This window comes from Streptosporangium sp. NPDC002524 (genome assembly GCF_040295985.1).
Lineage (GTDB): Bacteria > Actinomycetota > Actinomycetes > Streptosporangiales > Streptosporangiaceae > Streptosporangium.
Map to the genome: position 1 here is coordinate 244,663 of NZ_JBEOWK010000013.1, position 24,811 is coordinate 269,473.

Below are 24,811 nucleotides of genomic sequence, written 5' to 3' on the forward strand. Positions count from 1 at the left end.
CCTCGCGGTGTTCGTGAGAACCCGCCGATCCCACGATGCCCCGTCGACACCGGCGACGCCGGCCCCCCGTGCCGCCGCCGGAGCGTCAGGAGCAGCCGCCCTTCCTGGTGAGCCGGCCACCGATGACCTTGTTGTCGCAGGTGATCGTGTTGCCGCCCACGGTGTCGTTGATGCCGACGCCCCCGCCACCGGCGAGGTCGATGGTGTTCCTGCGGAAGACGTTGCCGGTGCCCCAGCCGTCGACGATCTCGTGGGTCTGGAAACCGTCCTGCGGCGTCTTCTTCCCGGTGTTGCCCTCGATCACGTAGCCGTTGCCCTTGACGTCGACCCAGGAGTCGTTGAGCTCGTCCCCGCCGAGCGCCGACCCGTCGAAGACGTTGCCGACGACGCGGCCCCCGCTGGTGCCCTCCTTGATGTCCACGGCCTCGGCCGTGGCCCGGATCACGTTTCCGCGCACCAGGTTGTTGTCGCTTTTGTCCATCTGTCCGCCGGAGTACCGCTTCCAGTTCGACTCCGCCGAGCCGAGATAGACGCCCTCGCCGAACTTCGCGCGGCGCAGGCCGGTGTTGTAGATCTTGTTGTACTGCACCGTGTTGCCGCTGCTGAAATTGCGCAGATGGACGGCCTCGTCGCCGATGTCGCGCACGGTGAGGCCCTGGAGGATCGAGCCGTTGCTCCTGTCCGCCATCACACCCTTCTGGGCGTTTCGCACGGTGAAGCCCACCAACCGCCAGAAACTCGCCCTGTCGAGGTGGAAGGCGTAGCCCTTCTTGATGCCGCCGCCGTCCAGGACCGATGTGGCGCTGCCGCACAGGAAGATCGGCTTACCCCGGGTTCCCGGCCTCCGGGCGACGAACCTGCCGTCGTAGGTGCCCGGCCGCAGCCGGATGACGTCGCCCGGCCGTGCCGACCCGATCGCCCGCCGGAGCTCGTCGGCATTGCCGACGATCTTGGTCGGCGGCGGGCAGCGCACCGCGCCGGGGCCGGTCGGCACCGCCGCGACCGGTGCGGGAGCGGACGCGGACACCGTCCTCAGGCCCCCGAGGTCGCTCGCCTCCCCGTTCCCGTGACCGCCGGTGCCGTTCCCGAGGCCCAGGCCCTCGCCGCCGGCCACCGGCCAGAGCCCCGTGGCCACGACCAGCGGGCCCACCAGCCCGGCGGTCAGCCTGATACCGATCCTCATGACTCGTCTCCCTTTCCGGGGGTCGACAGACGATTAGTCCATTAGTCCATCAAAAACATGAAAACTCGTGAGATGACGCCTACTGATGATCAAAGGTTGACGTCACTGGAAACGGGGACGCTCCCCGGCGACCCGGCCCGCCCGCGAGGCCACGGGACGGCTCCGGCACGAACGGCGATCACCGTACCGAACCCACCCACCCCACCACGAACACCGCCTGCCCGTCACATCGGGATGATCAACGCTGCAATCATGGACGCTCCTCACCGGTGGCCGCTACAAGATCGAGAAAATCCCGGCCACCGCGCCGCGGCCCCCACCGGGCGAGCCCCGGCCGGCATCCCCGGCATCCCCGGTATCGGGGCCAGCACGGATGCACGAAACGGCGGAACGCGTCACAGTTACGCTGTGCCCCGAGAACGCCTGCTGATCGTCGACGACGACCCGGTCTTCCGCGCCGTCGCCCGTGACCTGCTCGACGGCGAACGGTTCGCCGTCGTCGGCGAGGCGGCGAGCGGCTCCGGCGGGCTCGACGCGACCCGGCGGCTGAGCCCGGACGTGGTCCTCCTGGACGTTCAGCTGCCCGACGCCAGCGGATTCGACGTCTGCCCCGCGATGGCGGACTCCGGCGCGGCCGTCGTACTGACCTCGATCAGGGACGCCTCGTCCTACGGGTCGCTCGTCGGGCGGAGCGGGGCCCGGGGCTTCGTCCTCAAGGACCACCTGTCCGTCGCGGCTCTCTCCGCGGTTCTCGGGGAGAGCGGGCCGGGTGGCTGAGGTGGAGGAGCGGCCCCGGTGGTGGGAGTCCGACACGGTGATCTGGTGTGTCGCGGCGGCCGGGCTCCTCCTCGGCGGCTACACGACCACCGCCGCCGCCCTGTACCCGGTGTCCGACCCCTTCCGCGTCGTCATGCACGCGGTGACCGGCGTCCTGTACCTGTCGGCCGGCGTCGTCGCGCACTACAGGTACAGCGCGAACGCCATCGGCCCGCTGATGCTGGTCGCCGGGATCGCGATGTTCGCCGAGGACCTCCAGCTGTCGGACGAGGCGTGGCCGCACACGATCGGCCAGTTCCTGGTCGCCTTCTCCGGCGCCGTGGTCACGCACCTGCTCCTGATGTTCCCCACCGGGCGGCTGGAGACGCGGGTCCAGAAGGCCCTGATGGCCGTCGCCTACGCGTTCGCGGCCCAGATGGGCGTCGCGGTGGCCTTCTTCATGGACCAGACGTCGGACGACGACCACACCCCGCCGGGCATGCTGTTCGTCCGCGAGCACCCGGTGGTCGGCGGGCTGGCCGAGGACACCTCCCAGGCCGCCGCCGTGGTCGTGGCCGCCGGGCTGGTCGTCGTGCTCCTCCGCCGCTGGATCACCGGGCGCCTGCTGATGCGCCGGCTCCTGGCGCCGGTGATCCTGCTCGTGCTGGCCACCGGGCTCGTCGCGGTGGTCGGGCTGACCCTGCAGGCCGCGTTCCCCAGAGACGGCGCGGTCCGCGGCGGGCTCCTGCGGTTCTACGACGTCATGTACGCCTCGGTCCCCCTGGCCCTGCTCGCCGGCACCCTGTACTTCTATCTCGGCAACGGCGCGGTCAACCGGCTGCTCAACGAGATGCGCGCCCTGACCCGGGCCGGAGACGTCGAGGAGCTGCTGGCGAGGTCGCTGCGTGACGACTCGCTGCGTCTCGTCCACCGTACGCCGGCCGGTCTCCTGGACTTCGCGGGAGCCCCGGTGGAGGTGAGGCCGTGGCAGGCCGTGACCTCGGTCGGCGGCCCGCGCGGGGCGGTGCTCGTCCATGACGCGCTGCTGAAGGAGGACCCGAAGGTCCTGGACGTCGTGGCGACCGCGGCCGGTCTGGCGCTGACGAACCAGTCGCTGGCGGCGACGGTGGAGGCCCAGCTCCAGGAGGTGCGCCGGAGCCGGGCGCGCATCCTCGCGGCGGCCGACAAGGAACGCAAACGCATCGAGCGCAACCTGCACGACGGGGCGCAGCCGTTGCTGACGGCGGCGAAGTTACGCATCGACATGGCCCGCGGCGCGCTCAGGACCGACCCGGACAAGGCCGACGAGCGGCTCGTCCAGGCGCTGGAGAACGTGCAGCAGTCGATCGAGGAGATCCGGATCCTGGCGAGCGGCCTCTACCCGCAGCTGCTGACCACGGCCGGCCTCGTGACGGCCGTACGGGAACTGGGGCGGCAGTGTCCCGTCCCGGTCACCCTGGACCTGGACGCGCTGCCGCGGCTGGATCCGCTGACCGAGGCGTCGGTCTACTTCGTCGCCGCGGAGGGGCTGACGAACGCGATGAAGCACGCGCACGCGACGCGTGCCCGCATCGAGGCGCGGGTGACCGGCGCCGACGTGACCCTGAGCGTCGTCGACGACGGCCGCGGCGGTGCCACCGTCTCGCCCGGCTCGGGCCTGGCGCGGCTGGCCGACCGGGTCGCGGCGGCGGGCGGCAAACTGACGTTGTCCAGTCCCGCGGGCGGCGGGACCAACCTTGAGGCGGTGTTCCCCCGTGAACCTCCAGCACCCACCCCTGCCTGACCCGGTGGCTCCCCGGGTCGTCGTCGCCGAGGACTCCCCGCTGCTGCGCGAACTGTTCGTCGACGCGTTGCGCGAATCGGGCATCGACGTCGTGGCGGGCGCCGGGGACGGGCCCGGCCTGATGGACGCCGTGGCCCGGCACCGGCCAGACGTGGCGGTGATCGACATCCGGATGCCGCCGCTGGGCGAGACGCAGGGACTGCGCTCGGCGGTGGAGCTGCGCGCCGCCGACCCGCGCCTGGGCGTGCTCCTGCTGTCGTCCCAGCTCCAGACCCGCGATCTGTTCACCCTGATGGGCAAGGGCGGCCGGGGCGTCGGCTACCTGCTGAAGGACAAGGTCGCGGGGGTGGAGGCACTGGCCGAGGCGGTCCACCGGATCCACCGGGGCGAGTACATCGTCGACGCGGACGTGGTGGCCGGCATGATGCGCCGCGGGGGCGGCGAACGGCTGCCGCACCTGACGCAGCGCGAGAAGGAGATCCTCGCCCTGATGGCCGAGGGCCTGTCGAACAGGGCGATCGCCGCACGGGCGAAGGTGATGCCGCGCACGGTGGAGGCGCACATCGGTCACCTGCTCAGCACGCTCGGCCTGCCGCCCGCGCCGGACTACCACCGGCGCGTGCAGGCGGTCCTCGCCTACCTGCGCGGCGAGATCGGCTGACCCCCGGCCTTCGCCCCCGCCCCCGGCCCCCGCCCCCGCCCCTGGACCGTGCCAACACCTCCGTGCCCGCACGCATGTGCGACGGCCGTCCGCGCCCGACCATGAGGAAGGCGAGACGACACCGACAGGCAGGAGAGATCGGATGCCGGACCCAGGCACGCCGGGCGTACGGAAGACCCGGACCCGAAAGCCCAGGACCGCCCCGCTCGCGGCGGCGGTCACGGCGGGGGCCCTCGACGGTCACCCGGCCGGGAGGCCCGCCTTCACCGTCCAGGGCCGCGGCGACACCGGCGGGTCGCGGCCCGGGTCCGGCCGCGGTCCCCGGAGCGTTCCCGCCTCCGTCGGCACCGCCCGCTGATCCGGGGGCCGACGTGTTCAGGTGGATGGCGGGAATCGCGCTTCTGAGCGTTTTCCTCATGGGCTCGGGGCTCATCTCCAGGTCGCCGATCGACGCCGGGCCGCTGGTCACCGGGGGGCCGGGCGGCTGCCCGCTCCTGCGGGCGGGCCAGACCGACCCGGTCGGCGGGAAGGACTGCGTGCGCGTGCTCCAGCGGAGACTGCGCGACCTCGGCTACCCGGGCCAGCGGGTGGACGGCAGGTTCGGGCCGCGTACCAGGGCGAACGTGATGGCCTTCCAGCGGGCCTCCGGGCTGCGGCCGGACGGTGCGGCCGGCCCGCGGACCCTCGCGGCGTTGTTCGGCGGCTCCGCGCCCCTCGCCCTCTCCGGGCTGGACCTGGGCTCGCCGTACTGCCGGGGCGAGGTCTGCCATTTCGTCGTACCCCGGGGGGCCACCCGTCAGGTGGGGAACTGGCTGGCGAACAATCCCGGCCGTGCCGTGGACGCGTCCGCCGACCTGCTCGCGCTCCAGGTGTGCGGCGCGGCCAGGATCGCGACGATCGCCAGGTTCGGCTGCGAGAAACTGGTGGAGAGGGAGGCCGGTGACTTCATCGCGACGCTCAGATCGGCCGCCGGGAGGAACGCCTGCGTGCGGATCTCCATCGGCCTTCCCCGCGGCGGCACCCCGAACCTCCTCAGGTTCGCCTCCGTGACATGCCGGAGCTGAGGACACCTCCGCGCCTCCCGGCCGCTCTTGAGCGGGGGATCTCGGCGGGAGGCGGCCCGACCGGCGAGGCGCGGCGGAAGCGGCGCGCCGAGCCGTCAAGATGACGACATGGGGGAAAACGGCAGGCGATGGCTCTTCGCCGATCAGCTCGGGGACCACTTCCTCGACTCCGACGACCAGCCGGTGCTGCTGGTCGAGGCCAGGTCGGCGCTGCGGCGGCGGCGCTACCACCGGCAGAAGGCGCACCTGGTGCTCTCGGCGCTGCGGCACCGGGCAGCCGAACTGGGCGACCGCGCGCTGTTCCTGCGCACCGGCACCTTCGGCGAGGCGCTCGACCGCGCCGGCGGCCGGTTCACCGTCTGCGGGCCCACCAGCCACGCGGCCGACGCGTTCGTCCGGAGCCGCGCCGAGGTGACCGTCCTGCCCTCGCGCGGGTTCACCAGCACCGCGGAGGAGTTCGCCGCCTGGGCCGGGAGCAGGGAGGGCCACCGGCTGCTCATGGAGGACTTCTACCGCGACGCCCGGCGCCGCCTGGACGTGCTCATGGACGGCGACGAGCCCGCCGGCGGCCGGTGGAACCTCGACGCGGAGAACCGCGAGCCGCCGCCCGCCGGAGGGCTGGACGTGCCCGGCCCGTGGACGGCCGAGGAGGACGAGATCGACGAGCGGGTGCGCCACGACCTCGACCGGTGGGAACGCGACGGCGAGGTGTCCTTCGTCGGGCGCGACGGCCCGCGCCTGTTCCCCGCCACCGCCGCGGAGGCCCGCGACGCGCTGCGGCGCTTCGTCCGCCACCGGCTGCCCGCCTTCGGCCCGTACCAGGACGCGATGCTCACCGGCGACCCGTTCATGGCGCACAGCATGCTCTCGCCCGCCATCAACCTCGGGCTGCTCGACCCCATGACGTGCGTGCGGGCCGCCGAGGCCGCCTACCGGGCGGGCCACGCCCCGCTCGCGAGCGTCGAGGGGTACGTGCGGCAGCTCATCGGCTGGCGCGACTACATCTGGCACCTGTACTGGTACTTCGGCGAGGACTACCGCGACCTCAACCGATTGTCGGCCCGCGTCGCGCCGCCCGCCTGGTTCGAGGAGCTGGACGCCGGCGCCGTCGAGGCGCGCTGCCTGTCGTGGGCGCTCGCCCAGGTGCGCGACACCGGGTTCGCCCACCACATCGTCCGGCTGATGGTGTTCGGGAACTTCGCGCTCCAGCGGGGGTACGACCCCGCGCGGCTGACCGAGTGGTTCCACCGCTGCTTCGTCGACGGGTACGACTGGGTGATGGTGCCCAACGTGATCGGCATGTCGCAGCACGCCGACGGCGGCATGCTGGCGACCAAGCCGTACGCGGCCGGGGGCGCGTACATCAACCGCATGAGCGACTTCTGCGCGCCCTGCCGCTACCGGCCCTCCCGGCGGACCGGCGAGGACGCCTGCCCGTTCACCGCGGGCTACTGGTGGTTCTTCGCCCGCAACGAGGAGTGGCTGGCCGCCAACCCGCGCACGGCCCGCGGCGTGCACGGCATGCGGCGGCTCGACGACCTGGACGAGGTGTGCGCCCAGGAGGCCGCGCGCGGCGACGCGCCCCCCTGACCCCGGCCGGGGTGCGGTACCCGTACATGACCGCCCCGCTTCATCGAGGCCGGAGGTGTCCGGACCGCCGGAGTCCTGGCCGATCACGGCGCCACTGGCGGGACTCCCGTTCCGGCGCCGTCGCGTCCTGCCCGGTCGGCGTCGGACGCCTGGAACGGGCGGCCTAGAGATCGACGGACGTGCCTGCCGGGATCCGGGCGTAGTCGGTCTCCGCTTCGAGCCACGCGTCGAAGTACTCCAGGCCGATCCCGCTGAGGTGGATGTCGTGGATCGGGAACGCCCGCGCGGGCCGGACGTCTCGCACGAAGGTGATGGCCTCCCCGATCTTCACCCAGGGCCCGGACGCCGGGACCAGCAGGGTCTCGACCTCCTCGGAGGGCACGAAGAAGGAGTCCCCCGGATGGTAGAGGCCGTCCACGAGGAAGCCGAGGTTCGGGCAGCCGGGCAGGCCGTCGATGATCTCGGCGTGTTCGCCGCCGACGGCCTTCACGGTGAAGCCGGCGGCGGTGAAGGTCTCGCCCGCGGCGACCGCGACCGCTCCCTCGCCGAGCTCCGCGGCCAGCGCCGCATGGGTGTGGACGGTCAGCGCGGGGTTGCGCGCCCGGGCCGCCCTGAGCGCCTCGACGTCGAGGTGGTCGGCGTGCTCGTGCGAGACGAGCACGGCCGTGGCGCCGGACAGCGCGGTCTCCGCCCCGGAGAAGGTGCCCGGATCGATCACCAGCGTTCGATCGCCGTCCTGCACGCGCACACAGGCGTGCCCGAATTTCGTAAGTATCACCGGATCACCCTATCGACTGCCCAAAAGGCCGCTTCCCTGCTGGAATCCGAGGCCGAGGCGACCGGTCTCGTCATGAGACCGGTGACGACGAGCGCCGCCCTCCGCGAAACCCCCGATCTCCTCCCGTCCCTCGGGGCTCCTGGCGAAAGCGGTGAATCCGCCCTGGCCGGCGGCCGGTGTCGCGCACGAGGCCGCTCGGCGGCGGTACGCGATCGCACGCGGTAAACCCGGTGACGCCGGCGATCACCCCCGGGATACTGGTCGCCCATGGATGAGGTCGAAATGATCGTCGCCCATTCCGAGCGCGCGACCCTGCGCGTCGGCGACGTGTTCCTGAAGGTGGACGCCGATCGGGCGCGCCTCGAGGCCGAGGTCGAGGCGATGGCCCTGGCGCCGGTCCCGACCCCGAAGGTCCTGTGGCACAAGCCGCCGGTGCTCGCGATCGCCGCGGTCCCGGGGACGGCACTCGGCCGCCTCGGCGAGCCGTCGGCCGCGTCCCCGGCGGCGTGGGCCGCGGCGGGCGCCGCCGTCCGGAGGTTGCACGACGCGCCGTTGCCGCCCAGGCGCGGCCAGGCCGGCCGGGGCCTCGGCGAGCTGGCGGCGGAGCTCGACGGTGAGTGCGAGTGGCTCGTGACGAACGGCGTCCTGCCCGCCGGCCTGGTCACCCGCAACCGCCAGGTCGCCGAGGCCGCGCTCCGGCCGTGGGCTCCGGTGTTCACGCACGGCGACCTGCAGGTCGCTCACGTGTTCGTCGACGGCGACGGGATCACGGGCATCATCGACTGGTCCGAGGCGGGCCGGGGTGACGCCCTGTTCGACCTCGCCACCCTGACGCTCGGACACGAGGAACACCTCGGCGACGTCGTCGCCGGCTACGGCACCGGCGTCGACCTCGACGTGATCCGCGCGTGGTGGTCGTTGCGCAGCCTGCTGGTGGTTCGCTGGCTGGTCGAGCACGGCTTCGACCCGTTCGCGCCGGGCTGTGAGGTCGACGTGCTGAGATCCCGGCTGTGAGGCCGCGCCTGCCGCGAGCCTGGTCAGAGCGCGCCGATCCTCTCGATTCCGTCCCGTACGTTTGAAGCTTGATCGTTCGCGAACGGTACGGTGTTACCCTTCGCGGGTGAGCGACGGCCCTCCCCACGCCTTCGAGCCCTCCCCGGCCGGAAGTCACGATGATCCTGGTCCGGGACGGATGTGCGCCCGCTCGGGATGCGCCAACCGGCTGGAGCCGCCGGGCCGCGGTGGCCGTCGAGGGGGCCGGCCCGCCCTGTACTGCGGGGACGCCTGCCGCGCCGCCGCGCACCGCGCCCGCACCGCCGCCCACACCCCGGCGGTCACCGAGGCCCTGCGCCGCACCGGCGCGCTGAGCGGCGAGCTGCTGGCCGCGGGCGAGCGGTGGAGCGCCCAGCTGGCCGCGTTCGGTGAGGCGCTGGGCGCCGCGACCGCCGGCGTGCTCACCCAGATCGACGCCGCCGAGCAGGCCGCGGAAGAGGCCCGCGCCGCCGCCGCGGCCGCCGAGCAGCGCGCCGCCGACGCCCGGCACAAGGCCCAGGCGGCCGTCACCGCGGGGGAGAGGGCCGTCGCGGCGCAACAGCGCGCCGAGGACGCCGAGCGGGCGGCCTGGCGCGCGGCCGGCGAGCACGAGTCCGAACGCGCCCGAGCCCGGCAGGACGCCACCGCGGCCGGCGAACGCGCCGCGGCCGCCGAGCGGGCCGTCCGGCGGACCACCTCCGAACGCGACGCCCTGCAGGGGGTCCTGGACGCCGAACGCCGCCAGGCCGCGGCCGTGGCCGACGAGCACGACCGGCAGATCGCCACCCTGCGAAACGCGCTGGCCGACCGCACCGCCGACCTCGACCAGGCCCGCGCCGGCCTGGAGGCCGCCGGTGGCCGCGCCGAACGCGCCGAGACCGCCCGGGAGCAGGCGCGGCGGGCGGCCGAGACGGCTCGCGCCGAGACCGGCCGGGTGCGCGAGGAGCTCACCGCGCACGTCACCCGGCTGAGCGAGGAACTCGCCGCCGAACGCGAGGACCTGCGGCGGACCCGGGCCCAGCGCGACGAGGCGCGGACCGCGACCGCGGTGGCCGACGCCCGGCTGGAGGACCTGCGACAGGCGCTGCGGCAGACCGAACACCGCGCCCAGGCCGCCGAGCGGCGCGAGGAGACCGCGCAGCAGACCATCGGCCGTCTCCTCGCCCTCCGGCCGGCCCCTGAGAACGAGGCGGGCAGGTGATCTCCGGTGCCCGGGACGGTGACGGCCGGCGTCCTACGGCCACGGATCACGGGCCACCGGCCACGGGCCACCGGCCACGGGCCACGGGTCACCGACCACGGCTCACGGGTCACGGGCCACGGTTCTGGCCGGTGATCGCCGCGGGCCGGGAGAGCCTCCCGGATCGGGGCGGACGTCGCGTCCACCCCGATCCGGGAGGTCTCGTCAGGACGACGGCTGCGGGTCGCCCAGGCCCTTGAACCGGTTGTCGATGAAGTCGCCCCAGGTCGCGTCGAGCATCGTCACCTCACCGTCGACCATCTTCCACTGGGGTGCCTTGTGCGGCGGGTAGGCGAACAGCACCGACGACAGGCGTTCGTAGCCGGCCGGCATGGGCTTGGTGTGCACCCGGTGCGTCGACGGCCGGAAGCGGTCGTTGGAGGCGCTCGTCAGCATCCGGCCGATGTTGCACAGGACCACGTCCGTACCGGCGATCACCGGCTCCACCCAGGTGCCGTCGTGCAGCACGTACTGCAGCCCCTGGTCGGAGGGCGGCAGCTGCAGCCCGAGCATCTGGATGCCCGAGTGCTCGTGCGCCAGCACCTCGCGGTCGCCCACGTCCCGGTAGCGGATCACCCGCAGGTTCGTGGCCTCGCGCGACAGGTCCAGCTCGGGAGTGCCGGGCGGCAGCATGCCGCGGACGACCTCGCCGAACAGGGAGATGAGCCGGAACGCGGTGTCGAACACGTCGGCCGCGGCCGCCCCGAACGCCGGGAAGGCGCGCATGACGTCACCGGCACCGGGCGGCTGGTCGGCCAGCAGCGCCCCGCTGACGTGGATGAACTCCTTGGGGTCGGGTACGCCGTTGGCCAGGCGCGGGATCTCGGAGTTGTACGGGAAGAACCCGTGCGTGCCGCCGACGGACAGCTGGGGCACCGACGACTGCGCGTAGTCGGCCAGCCTCGGCTCCGACGACCGGCACGCCGACGCGAACTCCTCCATCATGGTGCGGACGCGCGCGCCGATGCCGGGGACCTCGGCTGCCATGAAGCCCCAGTCGGTCAGTTGCGTCCTGATGGCCTCCGCCGCCTTCTCCATGTCGGCGTCGAGCTCGTCGGCGCGCACGATGGGAACGCGACCACTGAGTTCCATGGGGGGGACGTCCATTGTCGCTCCACTTCTCTTCGGTCACTTCGGGGTGCGGGCAATATGCGTATCGGGAAGGGCAGCGGCGCCGTCCTTCACCTGACCGCCGGGTTGACGCGTGGGACGCCGGTGGCGGAGCTGAGTCCCAGCCGCTGCGCGACCAGCGCCACCTCCGTCCGGTTGGAGCAGTCGAACTTCACGAGCAGGTTCGAGACGTGCCGTTTGACGCCGTGGATCGAGATGCCCATGGCGCGGGCGATCTGGTTGTTGCTCATCCCGCGCAGCAGCAGGGTCAGCGCCGTGTGCTCGCGTTCGGTCAGCCGGTCGGTCAGCTCGGCGCCGGCGGGCTCGGACAGCGACCCGGCTGGCACAGCCGACGCGGCCGGTACGACGGGAACGACCGGCGGGGCGGGGGAGGCGGGCGGGTCGCCGCTGAGCAGGTGCGCGAAGGCGTCGGACAATCCGGCGACGTTGACCACGTCCCACGGCAGGCAGCCGTCGACACCGTGGTCACCGGCCAGGGAGGACAGGTGGCGCGCCTCCTCGGTCCGCGTCAGCGCCAGCACCCTGGTCCGGCCGCGGAGCGCACCGGCGGACGCCATCACCTGCGGCACCGCCGCGACCGGCAGCACCACCACGTCGAAGTCCCCTCCGCCGAGCGCCTGGCCGGCCTCCGCCACGCTCCGGCCGACCCTCGCCCTGACCACGTGCGGTACCCGGCGGAGCATCAGCGGCAGTCCGTAGAAGGAGATCTCGTCCTCTGCCAGCCAGAAGACGGACAGGACCCGGCGGCGGACGCAAAGAGACGCGGCGATCCGCTCGCCCGCGTCCATCGTGCTCCTGCTCATCGCATGATCCTCTCTGTGGTTGAGGTCATCGCCCGCGGGGCGAGAGTGGTGAGGAAGTGCCGGTAGAACCGGTCCGCGTCGACCGACCGGGCGCAGCGGACCGCGCGTCCACCGGCACTTCGTACGATTCGTCCCTGGCTCGCGCTCCGGGTCACGACATCGCAGCGCACCGTCTCGAAGGTGCAGATGTCCTGGTCGGCGAGGTAGGACGTGGTGAGGCTGTCCCAGCAGCAGTAGGGCAGCCCGGTGGTCTCCAGCGTGCCGAAGGTGAGCGCCAGCAGCGACCCGGCCAGGTCGCTCACCTGCTCGCCGTACGCGCGGCCGAAGGTCTCGGCGAAGCCGGCGGTCACCGGCACCCGGTTGGTCACGTCCAGCGGGAACATGGTGATCGGCACGTCGGAGTCGAACACGCGCTTGACGGCGTCGGGGTCCCAGTAGACGTTCCACTCGCCGGTGCCGTCGTGGCCGGGCTGGTGGACGTTGCCCGCGACGTCCAGGGCGCCGCCCATGAACACGATCTCCTCGATCCGCGCCGCGAGCCGGGGATGGTGCTCCAGGCACCAGGCGAGGTTGGTCAGCGGGCCGGTGGCCAGCACGGTGACCGGTCCGGGCGCCTGCGCCAGCCAGGCGGCGAGCTGCTCGTGCGCCGGGGGCGCGTCCCCGGCCGGGACGGTGTGGCCGCGCTGGTTGAGCACGGGCAGCGCGTCCGCCCGCAGGGCGTCGATCCGCCAGGCGAGCGGGAACGGGTTGCGGCCCGGCAGCACGCCCAGCGCCGTCGGCACGTCCCGGCCCATCAGAGCGAGGATCTTGCGGGTGGCCGACAGGCCGGGCGCGGGCAGGCAGTCGGCCGGGGTGACGGCGACACCGCGCAGGTCGACGTTCTCGTAGCGGGTCAGCAGCAGCAGCGCCAGCAGGTCGTCGGGCGCGCCGTCGTGGTCGAACAGGACGTGGCGGCGCCGCGCGCCGGTCACGGCACCGGGCGCGGCGCCGGCCACAGGGTCGCTTACAGCGCCGGTCGCGGCGCCGTTCACGGGGCCGTTCGGTGGGCCGGTCACAGCGCCTGTCACAGCGCCGGTTACGGCGCCGGTGGCGCCGGTCGCGGTGCCGCTTACAGGGGGGTCAGTCACGGCGCCTCACCAGGTGGAAGGAGAAGTCGGTGCCGCGGTGGTAGTCCTGCGAGAACAGCAGGGGCCGCCCCGCGCTGTCGTGGTGGGTCTGGATGAGCAGCAGCCACGCGCCTCCGGCCTCGGTGCCGCCGATGCGCTCGGCCTGCGCCGCGTCGAGGGTGACGGCGCGGACCTGGGTGACCGCGTACGCGATCGTGTGGCCGTGCTCGGTGAGGAGCTGGAACAGCGACCCGGACCAGTCGACCTCGTCCATCGGCAGGGGGACGAGCTGGCGCGGGAACAGGTCGATCGAGTAGAGCAGCGCGTCGTCCCGGTGGCGGCGCAGCCGCTCCAGGCGCACGATCGTCTCGCCGGGCGCCATCCGCAGCACCTCGCGCTGGTGGCGGTCCGGCTCGGCCGACGCGACGTCCAGGACGGTGTCGTCGGCGGTGAAGCCGCGGCTGGCGAGCATCTCCGTCACGCCTTCGAGGCGGGTCAGCGGGCGGTCCAGGCTCGGCTGCGCGGTGAGGTAGCGGCCGTCACCGTGGCGCGCCTGGATGACGCCCTCCTGCTCCAGGAGCTTGAACGCCTCGCGGATGCTGGTACGGCCCGCGTCGAACAGGCTCATCAGCTCGTTCTCCGACGGCAGCTTGTCACCCGGGCGCAGGCCCTGCTCGACGATGAGCAGGCGGAGCCGGTCGCGGATCCTGATGGCCAGGGTGTGCGGTCGTGGTGTCATGCGGATATCTCCTGCGCCGGTGGACCGTGGAGAGGGGCGAGGCCGAGCTCTCCCGCGGACGGGTAACTGGGCGCGCAGAAACGTCGCGTGACCGAGACGGCGGCCACCCGGCAGGCGAGTCCGACCCCGGCCGCCAGGCTCACGCCGGCGCGCAGGGCGGCTGCCAGCGCGCCGGTGAAGGCGTCGCCCGCTCCGGTCGTGTCGACGGCGTCCACGCGGGGTGCGTCGACCAGCATAGTGCCGTGATCGTCGCTCACCCCGGCTCCCCGCTCGCCCCGGGTGACGACCACGGCGCCCCCTCTCGTACGGGGGCGCAGCGACTCCGGCGAGTTCGCGGCGTGGCCGCCGGTCAGCACGCTCAGCTCCCCCTCGTTGAGCACCACCACGTCGGCGCGGCTCAGCAGGTCCGCCCCGCCGGTGCCGAGGAACGCCCTGGCCGGGCTGGGGTTGACCAGGACGCGGACCCCGGGCGGGACGGCCGCCGCCGCCGCGCACGAGGTCGCCACCGGGATCTCGCCCTGCAGGACGAGCACCGACCCGGCGGGCAGCCGCGCCGCCGTGGCGGCCGCCCGCGCCGGGTCCAGCAGGTCGGCCGCCCCCGGCCAGGTCATCACGATCTGCCGCCCCGTGCCGTCGACGTAGACGAAGCTGCGCCCGGTGGCCACCCCCTCGGCGACCGCGCAGTCGCCCACCTCGACGCCGTCGGCCCGCAGCGCCTCCAGCGCCGCCAGCCGGTCGGCGTCGTCGCCCAGGCAGCCGACGAAGCGCGCGGGCGCGCCGAGCCGGGCCGCCGCGACCGCCACGTTCACCGCCTTGCCGCCGTGCGCGGTGGCGTACTCGGCGGCGTTGACGCTCTCGCCGGCCACCGGCAGGCGGTCGCCGAACATGTAGAGGTCCAGGGTGTAGGCGCCGAGGGCGAGCACGGTCATGCGCCCAGCCCCAGCGCGCACGGGGCGATGCTGTCGGCGTCCACCGAGACGCGCACGTCGGGGTGGCGGTGCGCCAGCGTGACCGGGAGCAGCACCTCCGGCTCGGTCGTCAGCAGCAGCACGCGGACGATGTACCGCTTCCAGGCGCCGCCGTCGGTGATGAGGTGCAGCCGCCGGGCCGAGAGGATCTCCGCCATGCCCAGCGTGATGGCCATCGGCGGGATGGCCTGGGTGTAGCCGCCGGTCAGGCGGTTGGAAAGGGCCACGAGCGTGTCGTCGAGCAGGGTGACGACCCGGGTGGTGGAGGCGGCGAACTCCTCGACGGTGTACCGGTGCCAGCGGGTCGAGGGCGGCTCGTTGAAGGCCAGGTGCCCCCGGAAGCCGAAGCCGGCGAAGCACGTGTCGGCCCCGCCGACCTCGCGTAGGCGGGCGCCGTACGCGTCGGGGTCCAGGACGTCGGGGTAGACGACGTTGGCCGGGTGGGGGCGCAGCCCGGGGTCCAGCAGCTGGTAGAGGTTGCGGTCGCAGTAGCCGCGGAAGCTGAACGGGTGCGACGGCTCGACGGGGCGGCCCTGCCAGTCGAGGAACTCGTCCATGTGGAAGGCGTGCACGTCGGCCCAGCTGATGCGCTCCCGGTTGCAGATGCGCGCCAGGAGCGGGTAGTGCGCCTTGGGGCCGACGGGCAGGATCCAGCGGGTGGGCTCGCCGCGCAGGTTGTTGTCGCGCAGCTCGTCGGCCATCTCGCGCGCCAGCCGCTGGTAGAGGGCCTTGGTGTCCGGATGCACGGTCACCGGGTACCGCGCGATCGCCGCGAGCGACGCGGCGGGCATGCTCAGGTGCTCCTCGGTGAGCTCGTCCGAGGTGCGGGGATAGGGGTAGGCGTGCGCCTCTGTCCTGACGACGGTCACGTCACTCCTCGGTGGGTTTCGGGGAAAGGAACCGGGACAGGACGTTTCGCGTGACGCGCCGGACGTCGCCGTCGCAGCAGGCGAGACTGGCCACCCAGTTGATGGATCCGGCGGCGAAGACGGCACCGCCCGCGCGGGTCAGGCGCAACGTCATGTCGGCGCGGACGGCGTCCGCGCCGAGGCGGGCCTCCTCCGGCGCGTTCTGGTAGTGACCGCTGTGCCCGCCCGCGGACGTGGCGAGCAGCAGGGTGCCGGGCGGGGTGCCGAGGCCGGGGTCGGCGCGGTCGATCTCGTCCCCGGCGGCGCCGCCGAGGGCGAGCCCGTGGCGGCCGACGACCGGTTCCGTGACGCCGTCGAACACCCAGGCCGCCTCGGCGCGGTAGCTGTCGGGCAGGCGGGTGAAGCCGGGTGCCGGGCCCCAGCCCTGGGCGGCGAAGCCGACGCCGAGCAGTTCCTGGGGCGGCAGGCCGCGCTCGCGCCACAGCCCGCCGGGCTCCCCGGTGGAGGTGAGGACGTCCTCGCCGGGCTCGTTGTCCCACCAGGCGCCGGTGCGGCCCCGGCGCACCTCGATCGCGTGCGGGTGGCGGGGGTCGACGCCGGTCACCCAGTAGAAGCCGTTGCCGCCCAGGTACATGAGCCGCCCGCCGCCGGACACGTACGCCGCGACGGCCTCGCGTTCGGGCGCGCTGACGTACTCGGGGTGGCTGCCGGTCAGCACGACGCGGTAGCGGGCCAGCAGGGCGGCCCCGCCCGCGTGCACGTCCTCGTCGGTCAGCACGTCGAAGGCGAAGCCCTCGGCGCGCAGCCAGCGCAGCAGCAGCAGGTCGGCGGCGAAGTGCCGGGGCGCCCCGGTCATCCACCACCGGTAGCCGGGCGTGAGGTTGAGCACCGGGCGCCGCCCCGAGGAGTGGTAGACGGGGCCGCCCTCGCGCCGCTGGTCGTAGAGGGACAGGCCGAGCTCGCGGTGCTCGTTGAGGTAGGCGTCCGTGCCGGACAGCTCGATGCCCCGGTCGGTCACCCGCGAGTAGTCGCCGAAGTACTCGGCCTCGCTGGACTGGCGGTGGTTGGCGTAGGCCAGGTAGGTGAACGTCGGCAGGACGACCGCGGCCGGGCGCGCCGGACCGGCCGTGCGCGCCGGGCCCGCCGGGCCCGCGGGGCCCGCGGGGCTTTCCGGGCGCACGACGAGCGGGACGACGTACGAGTCGCCGCCGGCGCGCACCCGCACCCCGAGCACGGTCGAGCCGGTGCCGGCGGGCACGGTCACCGCGCACGTCCGCGGCCAGCGGGCGTCGTCCAGGTCCTCGGGACTGAGCTGCAGGGCACTGCGGGTGCCGTCTCCGCCGGGGCCGGCGAGCCCGGCGAGCGGCCGGTTGACGGCGCGGGCGTGCCGGCCGTTGCCGCTGACGTCCGGGACGGCGGGGGCGCCCGGATCGGCGGCCGGGTCCCACAGGGCGACGAGGCCGGCGCCCAGGTGCCGGGCGAGGGCCGGGCCGGTGGTCAGGCCCGCCAGGGCGTCGCAGTCGCCGGGGGTGAGCGCGTTCGTGGTCAGCAGGGGCAGCGCCAGGCGCCCGGCGTACGGGTCGCCGTGGCCCGCGCCCGCGCCGAGGCGCAGGGTCGCGGTCGCCGGAGGCAGCGGCAGGTCCGCCCCGTGCGCGGCGGCGTCGTCGCGTACGCCGCCCCGGACGGCCAGGCGCAGCCGGGTGCCGGACGGCTCCGCCTCCCATGCGGCCGCCAGCAGGGACCACGACCCGCAGGGGAGGGCCTGGCCGGACCGTACGCGCAGGGAGCCGGACCTGGTCTCGACGACGGCATCGAGATGCCCGGTCCCGTCCAGGGTGACCAGCAGCCGCCAGCCGCCGGTGTCCAGCTCCGCCACGACCTGGCGGGCGCCGGCGTCGCGGCGCTCGTGCGGGCGCAGCCACACCGCGACGCCGCCCCGGGCGGGCGCCGGCACGCCGGCGGCCTCCAGGTGGGAGCCGGTCCGGATGCGCCGGGGCTCGACGGTGACCGGTGTCGCCGGGCCGAGCGCGGTCTGGTCCACCAGGTCGGTCAGCTCGACCTCCGCGGCCCCGGCGGGCCCGCTCGCGTGCACGGTCACGTGCTGTCCGGGCGCCGCCGACCAGCGGTCCAGGTAGGCCAGCAGCCGGGTCTGGGGCACGTGCGCCATCGTCAGGCACCTCCCCGTCGATAGGGCAGGCCGACGTAGGCGGGCATGCGCAGCCGCTGGGCGACCGTGGCCAGCACCAGCAGCGTGGTCAGGTACGGCGTGGCGTAGACGAGCTGGCTGGGCACCGAGCCGGTGCTCTCGAAGACCACGAAGGCGGCCGCGCCGAGCAGGGCCGTGCCCGCCGCCAGGCGGGGCCGCCGCCGCGCGAGGGCGATCGCCGCCGCCCACGCCAGCACCGCGCCCAGCAGCAGCAGGGTGTGCACGGCGCTCGCCTGGCGCAGCTGCACGGCGTCGGCGTAGCCGAACAGCAGCGCCCCGCCCGCCGTGCCGACCGGCCGCCAGTTGCCGAAGATCATGGCGGCGAGCCCGATGAAGCCGCGCCCGCCGGTCTGGCCCTCCTGGTAGAGGCCGGAGGAGACGGTGACGAGGTAGGCGCCGGCGAGACCGGCCAGCCCGCCGGAGACCAGCACCCCGCAGTAGCGCATGCGCCGGACCGGCACGCCGAGCGAGTCGGCCGCGGCCGGGTGCTCCCCGGCCGAGCGCAGCCGCAGCCCGAACGCGGTGTGCCACAGGACGACGACGCTGACCGGGACGAGCACGACGGCGGCCACGGTGAGCCACGACACCTCGTGCAGCAGCCCCCGCAGCAGTCCTGCGGTGTCCGCGAGGAGGAAGACGCCGCCGCGCTCCAGGTCGCCCAGCAGGTCGCCGGTGCCCGCGCCGCCCGCGAGCAGCGGCATGCTGACGGTGCCGATGTCGCCCGTGACGGGCGGCGACTGGGTGGCCCCGGCGCCGGGCAGGCCGGTGAACACGACGACGCACAGGAAGCGCGCCACCCCCGCCGCCAGGATGTTGACGGCGATGCCGCACACCACCTGGTCGACGCCGAAGGTGACGGTGACGACGGCGTGCAGCAGTCCGGCGGCGGCGCCGCCCAGGATCCCGGCCAGCACGCCGGCCCAGACGCCGTGGAAGTGGCCCGCCCACGCCCCGCACACCGTCCCGATGATCATCATGCCCTCGATGCCGAGGTTGGCGACGCCCGCGCGCTCGCTCCACAGCCCGCTCAGACCGGCGAGCCCGATCGGCACCGCGAGGCGGAGCGCGGCGCCGACCATGCCGGAGCCGGTGAGCGCCTCGCCGGTGAGGACGCGGACGCCCGCCACCGCCAGCAGCACCAGGAGGGCGATCAGTGCCAGCCGCCGCGTCAGCGCGTTCACGGGACCCTCCCCGCCACCGGGGCCGGCGTGGCGTCCGGCTCGGCCCGCTCGCGCACCAGCCGCGCGGCGCGCCGGCGGTCGGCGCGGCGCACCACCTCGTGCGCGACCACGACGCTGATCACGATGACGCCCTGCATGATCGTGACGATCTCCTTGGGCACGCCCTCGATGTCGAGGATGAGCGCCGACCGCTCCAGGAAGCCGAAGAGCAGGGCGGCCAGCGCGATGCCGAGCGGGGTGTTGCGGCCGAGGAGGGCCACCGCGATGCCGGTGAAGCCCGCCCCGGCCGGGAAGTCCAGGCCGAAGTGGTAGGCGGTGCCCAGCAGGTGGGGCAGCCCGGCCAGCCCGGCGATCCCGCCAGAGACGAGCATCGTCACGATGACCATGCGGCGCGGTTCGACGCCGTGCACGCGGGTCGCCGCGGGGTTCAGCCCGCTCATCCGCAGGTCGTGCCCGAACAGCGTCCGGGTGAGCAGCAGGTGCACGGCCACGCCCAGGACGACGGCGCCGAGCACGGCCCCGCCGAGGCTCGCGCCGCCGGGAAGCGTCACCCCCACCAGGCCCAGCAGGCCGTTCAGCTCGGGCAGGCGGGCCGAGGGCGGCAGCTCGGCGGTCGATCCCGTCGTGCTGCCGGCGGCGAACACCTCGGCCAGCAGGTAGGCCACGACCGCGGTGGCGACGTAGTTCAGCAGCAGCGTCGACAGCACCTCGGAGACGCCGCGCCACACCTTGAGCAGCGCGGCCAGCGCGGCCCACGCGGCCCCGGCGAGCACGGCGACCGCGCACACGACGGCCACGTGCAGGGGCGTCGGCAGGTCAAGGCCCGCGCCGACGGCCGCGGCCAGCAGCGCGGCGAGGCGGTACTGGCCCTCCACGCCGATGTTGAACAGGTTCATGCGGAACGTGACGGCCACCGCGAGACCGGCGAGGAAGTAGACGACCGACCGGTTGACGGCCGAGACGACCGAGTCCGGCCGCGCGCCGAACTCCAGCATCGTCAGGTACGTCCTGCCCGGCGACGCGCCCGCCACGGCCAGCAGCGCCGTGGCCACCACGAGGGCCAGCAGCAGCGCGAGCGCCGGCGCGGCGAGCGCGCGCGGCACCCCCCGGATCCGGGCCCTCGCAGTGTTCACGGTGTTCGCGGTGTTCGCCGTGTGCCCCGTGTTCGCGGTGTTCGCTGTCTGCCCCGTGTTCATCGCGTCCCCGTCATCAGCCGGACCAGGCGCGCCGGGGTCAGCTCACCGGCCGGCAGGGCGGGCGTCAGCCGGCCGCGCAGCATGACCTGCACGCGGTCGCTCAGGGCGAGCACCTCGTCGAGGTCGGCGCTGACCAGCAGGACGGCCAGGCCCGCGTCCCGGGCGTCGCGCAGCAGGTCCCAGATGACGGCCTGGGCGCCGACGTCCACGCCGAGGGTGGGGTGGGCGGCCAGCAGCACCTCGGGACGGCCGCGCAGCGCCCGGCCGACGACGAGCTTCTGCTGGTTGCCGCCGGACAGCGCGGCGGCGGGGACGTCGGGGGAGGGCGCGCCGATGCCGAGGCGGGCGCCGATCTCCCCGGCGGCCTCCCGGGCGGCCGCGCGGTCCAGGCGCCACCGGCTGCGGCGGCGCAGGTCCTCGCTGCCCAGCATCACGTTCTCCCACAGCGTGGCGGGCAGCGCCAGCGCGTGGCGGTGCCGGTCCTCCGGGATGCACGCCAGCCCGAGCCGGCGGCGCTGCCGCACGCCCAGCCGGGTGGCGTCGCGGCCACCGAGGCGCACGGTCCCGGCCGTGATCTCGCGGGTGCCCACCAGCGCGTCGATCAGCTCGGACTGCCCGTTGCCCTGGACACCGGCGATGCCCAGGATCTCGCCCCTGGCCAGCTCCAGGGTGGCCTCCTGGACGGCGTCGGCGCGCAGGCCCTCCAGGCGCAGCACGACGGGGCCGCTCTCCGCGCGCCCGGCGCGCGCGGCGGGCGGCAGGTCGCCACCGGCGATGAGCCGGGTGAGCACGCCCGGGTCGGCCTCACCGGCGGCGAACTCGCCCACGGCGGTGCCGGCGCGGATGACGGTGATGTGGTCGGAGACGCTGAGCACCTCGTCGAGCTTGTGCGAGATGAACAGCACGGCCAGGCCCCGCGCGCGCAGCTCGGCGAGGCTGGCGAACAGTCGCGTCACCTCGCCGGGCGCGAGCACCGTGGTGGGCTCGTCGAGGATGAGGACGCGCGCGCCCCGGTACAGGGCCTTGAGGATCTCCACCCGCTGCCGCTCGCCCAGGCCCAGGTGCTCGATCCGGGCGCCGGGGTCGACGGCCAGGCCGTAGCGCTCGCCGAGGTCGCGCAGGGCACGGCCGCTCGCGCGGCGGTCGAGCAGCCCCCGGCGCGAGGTCTCGGCGCCCAGGACCACGTTCTCCAGCACGGTCAGGTTCTCGGCGAGCAGGAAGTGCTGGTGCACCATGCCGATGCCGGCCGCGATGGCGTCGGCGGGCGACCGGAACCGCGCGGGGACGCCGTCGAGCAGCAGGTCGCCGGAGTCGGGCCGCTCCTCGCCGTACAGGATGCGCATGAGGGTCGACTTGCCGGCGCCGTTCTCGCCCACCACGGCGTGCACCTGGCCCGGCCGCACGACGAGGTTCATGTCACGGTTGGCGGTGACGCCGGGGTAGCGCTTGGTGATGCCGCGCAGCTCGACGAGCGGCACGCCCGGGGGGGAACCCGTGCCGGAGGAGGCCATCTCGGGACGCGTCACGGGACGACCGGGACGTCGATCTCGCCCGCGATGATCTTCTTTCTGAGCTCGTCCAGCCGGGGCCGGATGTCGGCGAGGTCCTCGCCGGTGGTGGCGTAGCCGACGCCGTCCTCGTCGAGCCCGAACTCGCGCACCCCGAAGACCGCCTTGCCCGCCGCCTCCTCCTCGATGATGCTCCGCACCGCGACGTCGATCTGCTTGGTGGCGCTGGTGAGGATCACGTCGGACAGGTCCTTGCCGACGGTGCGGCGCTGGTCGACGTCGACGCCGATGGCCCACTTGCCCGCCGCCTTGGCCGCCTGGAAGACGCCGAGCCCCGACGCGCCGGCCGCGTGGTAGACGACGTCGGCGCCGCCGTCGTACATGCCGCGGGCCGCCTCCCGCGCCTTGTCGGGAGAGGAGAACCCGCTGAAGTCGGGCGGCTGCGTCATGAAGACGCTCGACAGCCGGATCTTCGGGTCGATCGCGCGGGCGCCGGCGGCGTACCCGGCGAGGAACTTCTCCTGGGGCGGCGTCTGCACGCCGCCGACGAAGCCGATCCGGCCGGTGGCGGACTTCAGCGCCGCCGCGGCCCCGACCAGGTAGCTGGCCTGCTCCTCGCGGAACACCACGTTGGTGACGTTGGGCAGCTTCACCGTCGCGTCGTCGATGATGACGAAGTGCGTCTTCGGGTACGCGGGCGCGACCTTCGTGAGCGGCTGGGCGTAGAAGAAGCCGACGGCCAGGACGGGGTTGTGGCCCGTCTCGGCCAGGAGGCGCAGGATCTCCTCCAGGTCGGAGCCTGCCGCGTTCGGGCTCAGCTCCTTGACCCCGACGCCGAGCTTGGCTTTGGCCTGGTCGACGCCCGCCCCGGCGGAGTCGTTGAAGGACTTGTCGCCGCGCCCGCCCCGGCTGTAGGCGACGCCCACCCGCAGGTCGGAACCGGCGGAGGCGGCCCCGGTCGCCCCCGCCTCCCGGGCGGTGCCCTGCGCGCCCCCGCAGGCGGCGAGCGTGAACAGGACGCAAAGAGCGGCCGACAACCGGATGAACAGGCGGGTCATACGCACCTCCCAAACCGAACCTCCGACCAGAATGCGTACTCATCAGACAAGTGTCAATGCTTCTCTGATAACCGCTCCAGCCAGACCGCGACGCCGTCGTCGTCGTTGGACGCGGTCACCTCGTGGACCACCGCGAGCACCGCCGGATGGGCGTTGGCGACCGCGACCGCCGTCCCCGACCAGGTCAGCATGGGCAGGTCGTTGGGCATGTCGCCGAAGGCGATCACCCCCGCGCGGCCGAAGCCGAGCCGGCCGGCCATCGCCTCCAGGGCCGCCGCCTTCGTCACCCCGGCGCGCGTCACCTCGCAGAACACGTCCGCCGACACGGTGACCTCGCACCCGGGCAGCAGCACGCCCACGCTCTCGTAGTACTGGCGGGCCGCCCCCTCCAGCTGGACCATGATCTTGCCGACACCGTGCCGGTCGATGGCCTCCTCCAGCCTCGGCACCCGCCGGGCGTCGCCGGCCAGCGCGGGGGCCAGCTCGAAGGCGTCCTCCAGCAGCAGCTCCAGGTGGCACTCGGCGCCCAGCCGGATGCCGGGGAACCGTTCGCGCAGCGCCGTCAGCGCCGTCACCACGTCCGCCTCGGCGAGCGGGTGGTGATCGACCACCTCGTCGCGGGCGAAGTCGTAGACGACGGAGCCGTTGCCGCAGACCGCGATGGTCGCGTTGGCCGTGCCGGTCGTGCCGGTCGTGCCGGTCACGTCGGTCGTGCCGGTTGCGTTGGCAGTGCCGGTCGTGCCGGTCGTGCCGGGCGCGTCGTTCAGGCCCGCGACCAGGTGCCGGGTGTCGCGGACGGGCCGCGCCGTCGCGACGACGAACACGTGACCGTCCGCCCGGACGCGGCGCACGGCCGCGCGGGTGCGCTCCGACAGCTCGCCGCGCGAGTCGAGCAGGGTGCCGTCCAGGTCGCAGACGATCATTCGGCGTTCCACGGGCGGCACGCTCCTCACGGTCGGCGGGGCTCACGCGACAGGCCCCGGCTGATGGGTCACCACCCGGCCGCCCTCACGGCCGGCGGGGCTTCCGCGACGGGCGCCCCGGCTGACGGGTCACGACCCGCCGTCCTCACGGCCGGCGGGGCTCCCGCGAAGGGGGCTCCGGCTGATGCGTCGCGACCCGTCCGACCGGGGACGCCACGACGTCGGCCGCGCCCGCGGCCAGGATGCCGTCGATGGTCTCGGCCACGCCGCTCCGCGCCGCGAGCCCCTGCACCACCACCAGGCCGTCCTCGCGCGGGTCGCCGCCGACGCGCCACGACCGCGGGGGCAGCGCCGGCGCGACGCGCGGCAGCTCGCGCGCCGACGTGCGCACCGTCAGCAGCACGTGCGCCGCCCCCGCCCGCACCGAGTCCAGCAGCCGGGCCACCCGCTGGATCCGGGCGCGCTTGCGGGCGTCGCGCCAGGCGTGCGGCCCGGCGACGAGCCTGGGCGCGCAGGTGCGCACCGTGTCGGCGACCCGCAGGTCCGGCGCGAGGGACGCGCCCGGTTCGAGCACCTCGATGACGGCGTCCGCGAGCTCGGGGATCTTGGCCTGGCTCGCGCCGTAGGAGTGCACCACCTCGGCCGCCAGTCCCCGGCTGCGCAGGTACTGCCGGCCGATGTCGGGGAACTCGGTGGCCACGCGGGCGCCCGGTGACAGGCCGCCGGGACCCTCCGCCGGTACGGCCAGCACCAGGCGCCACGGGCCGCCCGCCGCCACCGGCTCCACGATCTCGACCTTGGCGCCGGTCTCCTCGATCCAGTCGGTGCCGGCGACGCCGAAGTCGAAGACGCCCTTCTCCAGGACCAGCGGGATCTCCCGGGGCTTGAAGAAGACGACCTGGATCGGGCCGCCGTACTCGATGCTCGCCCGGTAGCTGCGGCCGGAGGTCCGGCGCACGCCGAGCCCTGCGGCGGCGAAGAGGTTCAGGACCGGCCGCTCCAGAGCGGACCCCTTGGGCAGCGCGAGCGAGATCAT

23 protein-coding genes are annotated in these 24,811 nt (G+C 74.3%); 8 read left to right on the plus strand and 15 right to left on the minus strand.

Annotation, left to right across the window (positions count from 1 at the left end; translation table 11 throughout):
- Nucleotides 1-85 precede the first annotated feature (85 nt).
- Nucleotides 86-1,183 carry a right-handed parallel beta-helix repeat-containing protein gene (locus tag ABT053_RS23580; protein WP_350971333.1) on the minus strand — a complete coding sequence of 366 codons (1,098 nt, stop codon included), beginning with the start codon at nt 1,181-1,183 and terminating at the stop codon, nt 86-88.
- A gap of 408 nt (nt 1,184-1,591) precedes the next feature.
- Here ABT053_RS23580 and ABT053_RS23585 point away from each other — a divergent pair, with 408 nt between their 5' ends.
- The 6 genes from ABT053_RS23585 to ABT053_RS23610 all read left to right on the plus strand — a co-directional run bounded on the left by ABT053_RS23585 (nt 1,592) and on the right by ABT053_RS23610 (nt 7,037).
- Complete coding sequence (locus tag ABT053_RS23585) at nt 1,592-1,960, plus strand: response regulator (RefSeq protein WP_350971335.1); 369 nt, start codon at nt 1,592-1,594, stop codon at nt 1,958-1,960.
- A complete protein-coding gene (locus ABT053_RS23590; protein ID WP_350971337.1) occupies nt 1,953-3,722 on the plus strand; it encodes a sensor histidine kinase in 1,770 nt (589 codons plus the stop codon). The genes ABT053_RS23585 and ABT053_RS23590 overlap by 8 nt, the downstream gene beginning before the upstream one ends.
- Nucleotides 3,694-4,383: a response regulator transcription factor gene (locus tag ABT053_RS23595; RefSeq protein WP_350971339.1), complete on the plus strand. Its 690-nt coding sequence runs from the start codon at nt 3,694-3,696 to the stop codon at nt 4,381-4,383. Before ABT053_RS23590 ends, ABT053_RS23595 begins: the two co-directional genes overlap by 29 nt.
- Before the next feature lie 142 nt (nt 4,384-4,525).
- Nucleotides 4,526-4,741, plus strand: a complete 216-nt coding sequence (locus ABT053_RS23600; RefSeq protein WP_350971341.1) for a hypothetical protein — start codon at nt 4,526-4,528, stop codon at nt 4,739-4,741.
- A gap of 58 nt (nt 4,742-4,799) precedes the next feature.
- Nucleotides 4,800-5,447, plus strand: a complete 648-nt coding sequence (locus ABT053_RS23605; RefSeq protein ID WP_350971343.1) for a peptidoglycan-binding domain-containing protein — start codon at nt 4,800-4,802, stop codon at nt 5,445-5,447.
- 108 nt (nt 5,448-5,555) lie between these two features.
- Nucleotides 5,556-7,037: a cryptochrome/photolyase family protein gene (locus ABT053_RS23610; protein WP_350971345.1), complete on the plus strand. Its 1,482-nt coding sequence runs from the start codon at nt 5,556-5,558 to the stop codon at nt 7,035-7,037.
- 163 nt (nt 7,038-7,200) lie between these two features.
- Here the strand turns inward: ABT053_RS23610 and ABT053_RS23615 are convergent, their stop codons facing one another.
- Complete coding sequence (locus ABT053_RS23615; protein WP_350971346.1) at nt 7,201-7,815, minus strand: MBL fold metallo-hydrolase; 615 nt, start codon at nt 7,813-7,815, stop codon at nt 7,201-7,203.
- 267 nt (nt 7,816-8,082) lie between these two features.
- Between ABT053_RS23615 and ABT053_RS23620 the strand changes: the two genes are divergently transcribed.
- Both ABT053_RS23620 and ABT053_RS23625 read left to right on the plus strand, forming a co-directional pair.
- Nucleotides 8,083-8,829 (plus strand): phosphotransferase family protein, encoded by a 747-nt coding sequence (locus ABT053_RS23620; protein ID WP_350971348.1) that lies wholly within the window; start codon nt 8,083-8,085, stop codon nt 8,827-8,829.
- A gap of 106 nt (nt 8,830-8,935) precedes the next feature.
- Complete coding sequence (locus ABT053_RS23625) at nt 8,936-10,048, plus strand: hypothetical protein (RefSeq protein WP_350971350.1); 1,113 nt, start codon at nt 8,936-8,938, stop codon at nt 10,046-10,048.
- A 204-nt stretch (nt 10,049-10,252) separates the two neighbouring features.
- Here the strand turns inward: ABT053_RS23625 and ABT053_RS23630 are convergent, their stop codons facing one another.
- The 13 genes from ABT053_RS23630 to hisG all read right to left on the minus strand — a co-directional run bounded on the left by ABT053_RS23630 (nt 10,253) and on the right by hisG (nt 24,811).
- Nucleotides 10,253-11,194, minus strand: a complete 942-nt coding sequence (locus ABT053_RS23630) for a 2OG-Fe(II) oxygenase family protein (RefSeq protein WP_350971351.1) — start codon at nt 11,192-11,194, stop codon at nt 10,253-10,255.
- A gap of 74 nt (nt 11,195-11,268) precedes the next feature.
- Nucleotides 11,269-12,021, minus strand: coding sequence for a helix-turn-helix transcriptional regulator (locus ABT053_RS23635; protein ID WP_350971352.1), 753 nt, complete (start codon nt 12,019-12,021; stop codon nt 11,269-11,271).
- Nucleotides 12,018-13,016 (minus strand): nucleoside hydrolase, encoded by a 999-nt coding sequence (locus ABT053_RS23640; protein WP_350971353.1) that lies wholly within the window; start codon nt 13,014-13,016, stop codon nt 12,018-12,020. Before ABT053_RS23640 ends, ABT053_RS23635 begins: the two co-directional genes overlap by 4 nt.
- Nucleotides 13,017-13,140: 124 nt before the next feature.
- The gene (locus ABT053_RS23645) at nt 13,141-13,866 is read right to left on the minus strand and encodes a GntR family transcriptional regulator (RefSeq protein WP_350971355.1); all 726 of its coding nucleotides are present in this window, start codon (nt 13,864-13,866) and stop codon (nt 13,141-13,143) included.
- Nucleotides 13,863-14,816 (minus strand): PfkB family carbohydrate kinase, encoded by a 954-nt coding sequence (locus ABT053_RS23650; protein ID WP_350971357.1) that lies wholly within the window; start codon nt 14,814-14,816, stop codon nt 13,863-13,865. The genes ABT053_RS23645 and ABT053_RS23650 overlap by 4 nt, the downstream gene beginning before the upstream one ends.
- Nucleotides 14,792-15,703: a 6-phosphogluconolactonase gene (locus ABT053_RS23655; protein WP_350971358.1), complete on the minus strand. Its 912-nt coding sequence runs from the start codon at nt 15,701-15,703 to the stop codon at nt 14,792-14,794. Before ABT053_RS23655 ends, ABT053_RS23650 begins: the two co-directional genes overlap by 25 nt.
- Nucleotide 15,704: 1 nt before the next feature.
- Nucleotides 15,705-17,870 carry a N,N-dimethylformamidase beta subunit family domain-containing protein gene (locus ABT053_RS23660; RefSeq protein WP_350971359.1) on the minus strand — a complete coding sequence of 722 codons (2,166 nt, stop codon included), beginning with the start codon at nt 17,868-17,870 and terminating at the stop codon, nt 15,705-15,707.
- A 2-nt stretch (nt 17,871-17,872) separates the two neighbouring features.
- A complete protein-coding gene (locus tag ABT053_RS23665) occupies nt 17,873-19,090 on the minus strand; it encodes an ABC transporter permease (protein ID WP_350971361.1) in 1,218 nt (405 codons plus the stop codon).
- The gene (locus ABT053_RS23670; RefSeq protein ID WP_350971363.1) at nt 19,087-20,223 is read right to left on the minus strand and encodes an ABC transporter permease; all 1,137 of its coding nucleotides are present in this window, start codon (nt 20,221-20,223) and stop codon (nt 19,087-19,089) included. The genes ABT053_RS23665 and ABT053_RS23670 overlap by 4 nt, the downstream gene beginning before the upstream one ends.
- A gap of 59 nt (nt 20,224-20,282) precedes the next feature.
- On the minus strand, nt 20,283-21,812 hold the full coding sequence (locus ABT053_RS23675) for an ABC transporter ATP-binding protein (protein WP_350971365.1): 1,530 nt from the start codon (nt 21,810-21,812) through the stop codon (nt 20,283-20,285).
- Complete coding sequence (locus tag ABT053_RS23680) at nt 21,809-22,852, minus strand: BMP family lipoprotein (RefSeq protein WP_350971366.1); 1,044 nt, start codon at nt 22,850-22,852, stop codon at nt 21,809-21,811. Before ABT053_RS23680 ends, ABT053_RS23675 begins: the two co-directional genes overlap by 4 nt.
- Before the next feature lie 53 nt (nt 22,853-22,905).
- On the minus strand, nt 22,906-23,787 hold the full coding sequence (locus ABT053_RS23685) for an HAD hydrolase family protein (protein WP_350971368.1): 882 nt from the start codon (nt 23,785-23,787) through the stop codon (nt 22,906-22,908).
- A 133-nt stretch (nt 23,788-23,920) separates the two neighbouring features.
- Nucleotides 23,921-24,811: an ATP phosphoribosyltransferase gene (gene hisG, locus ABT053_RS23690; RefSeq protein ID WP_350971369.1), complete on the minus strand. Its 891-nt coding sequence runs from the start codon at nt 24,809-24,811 to the stop codon at nt 23,921-23,923.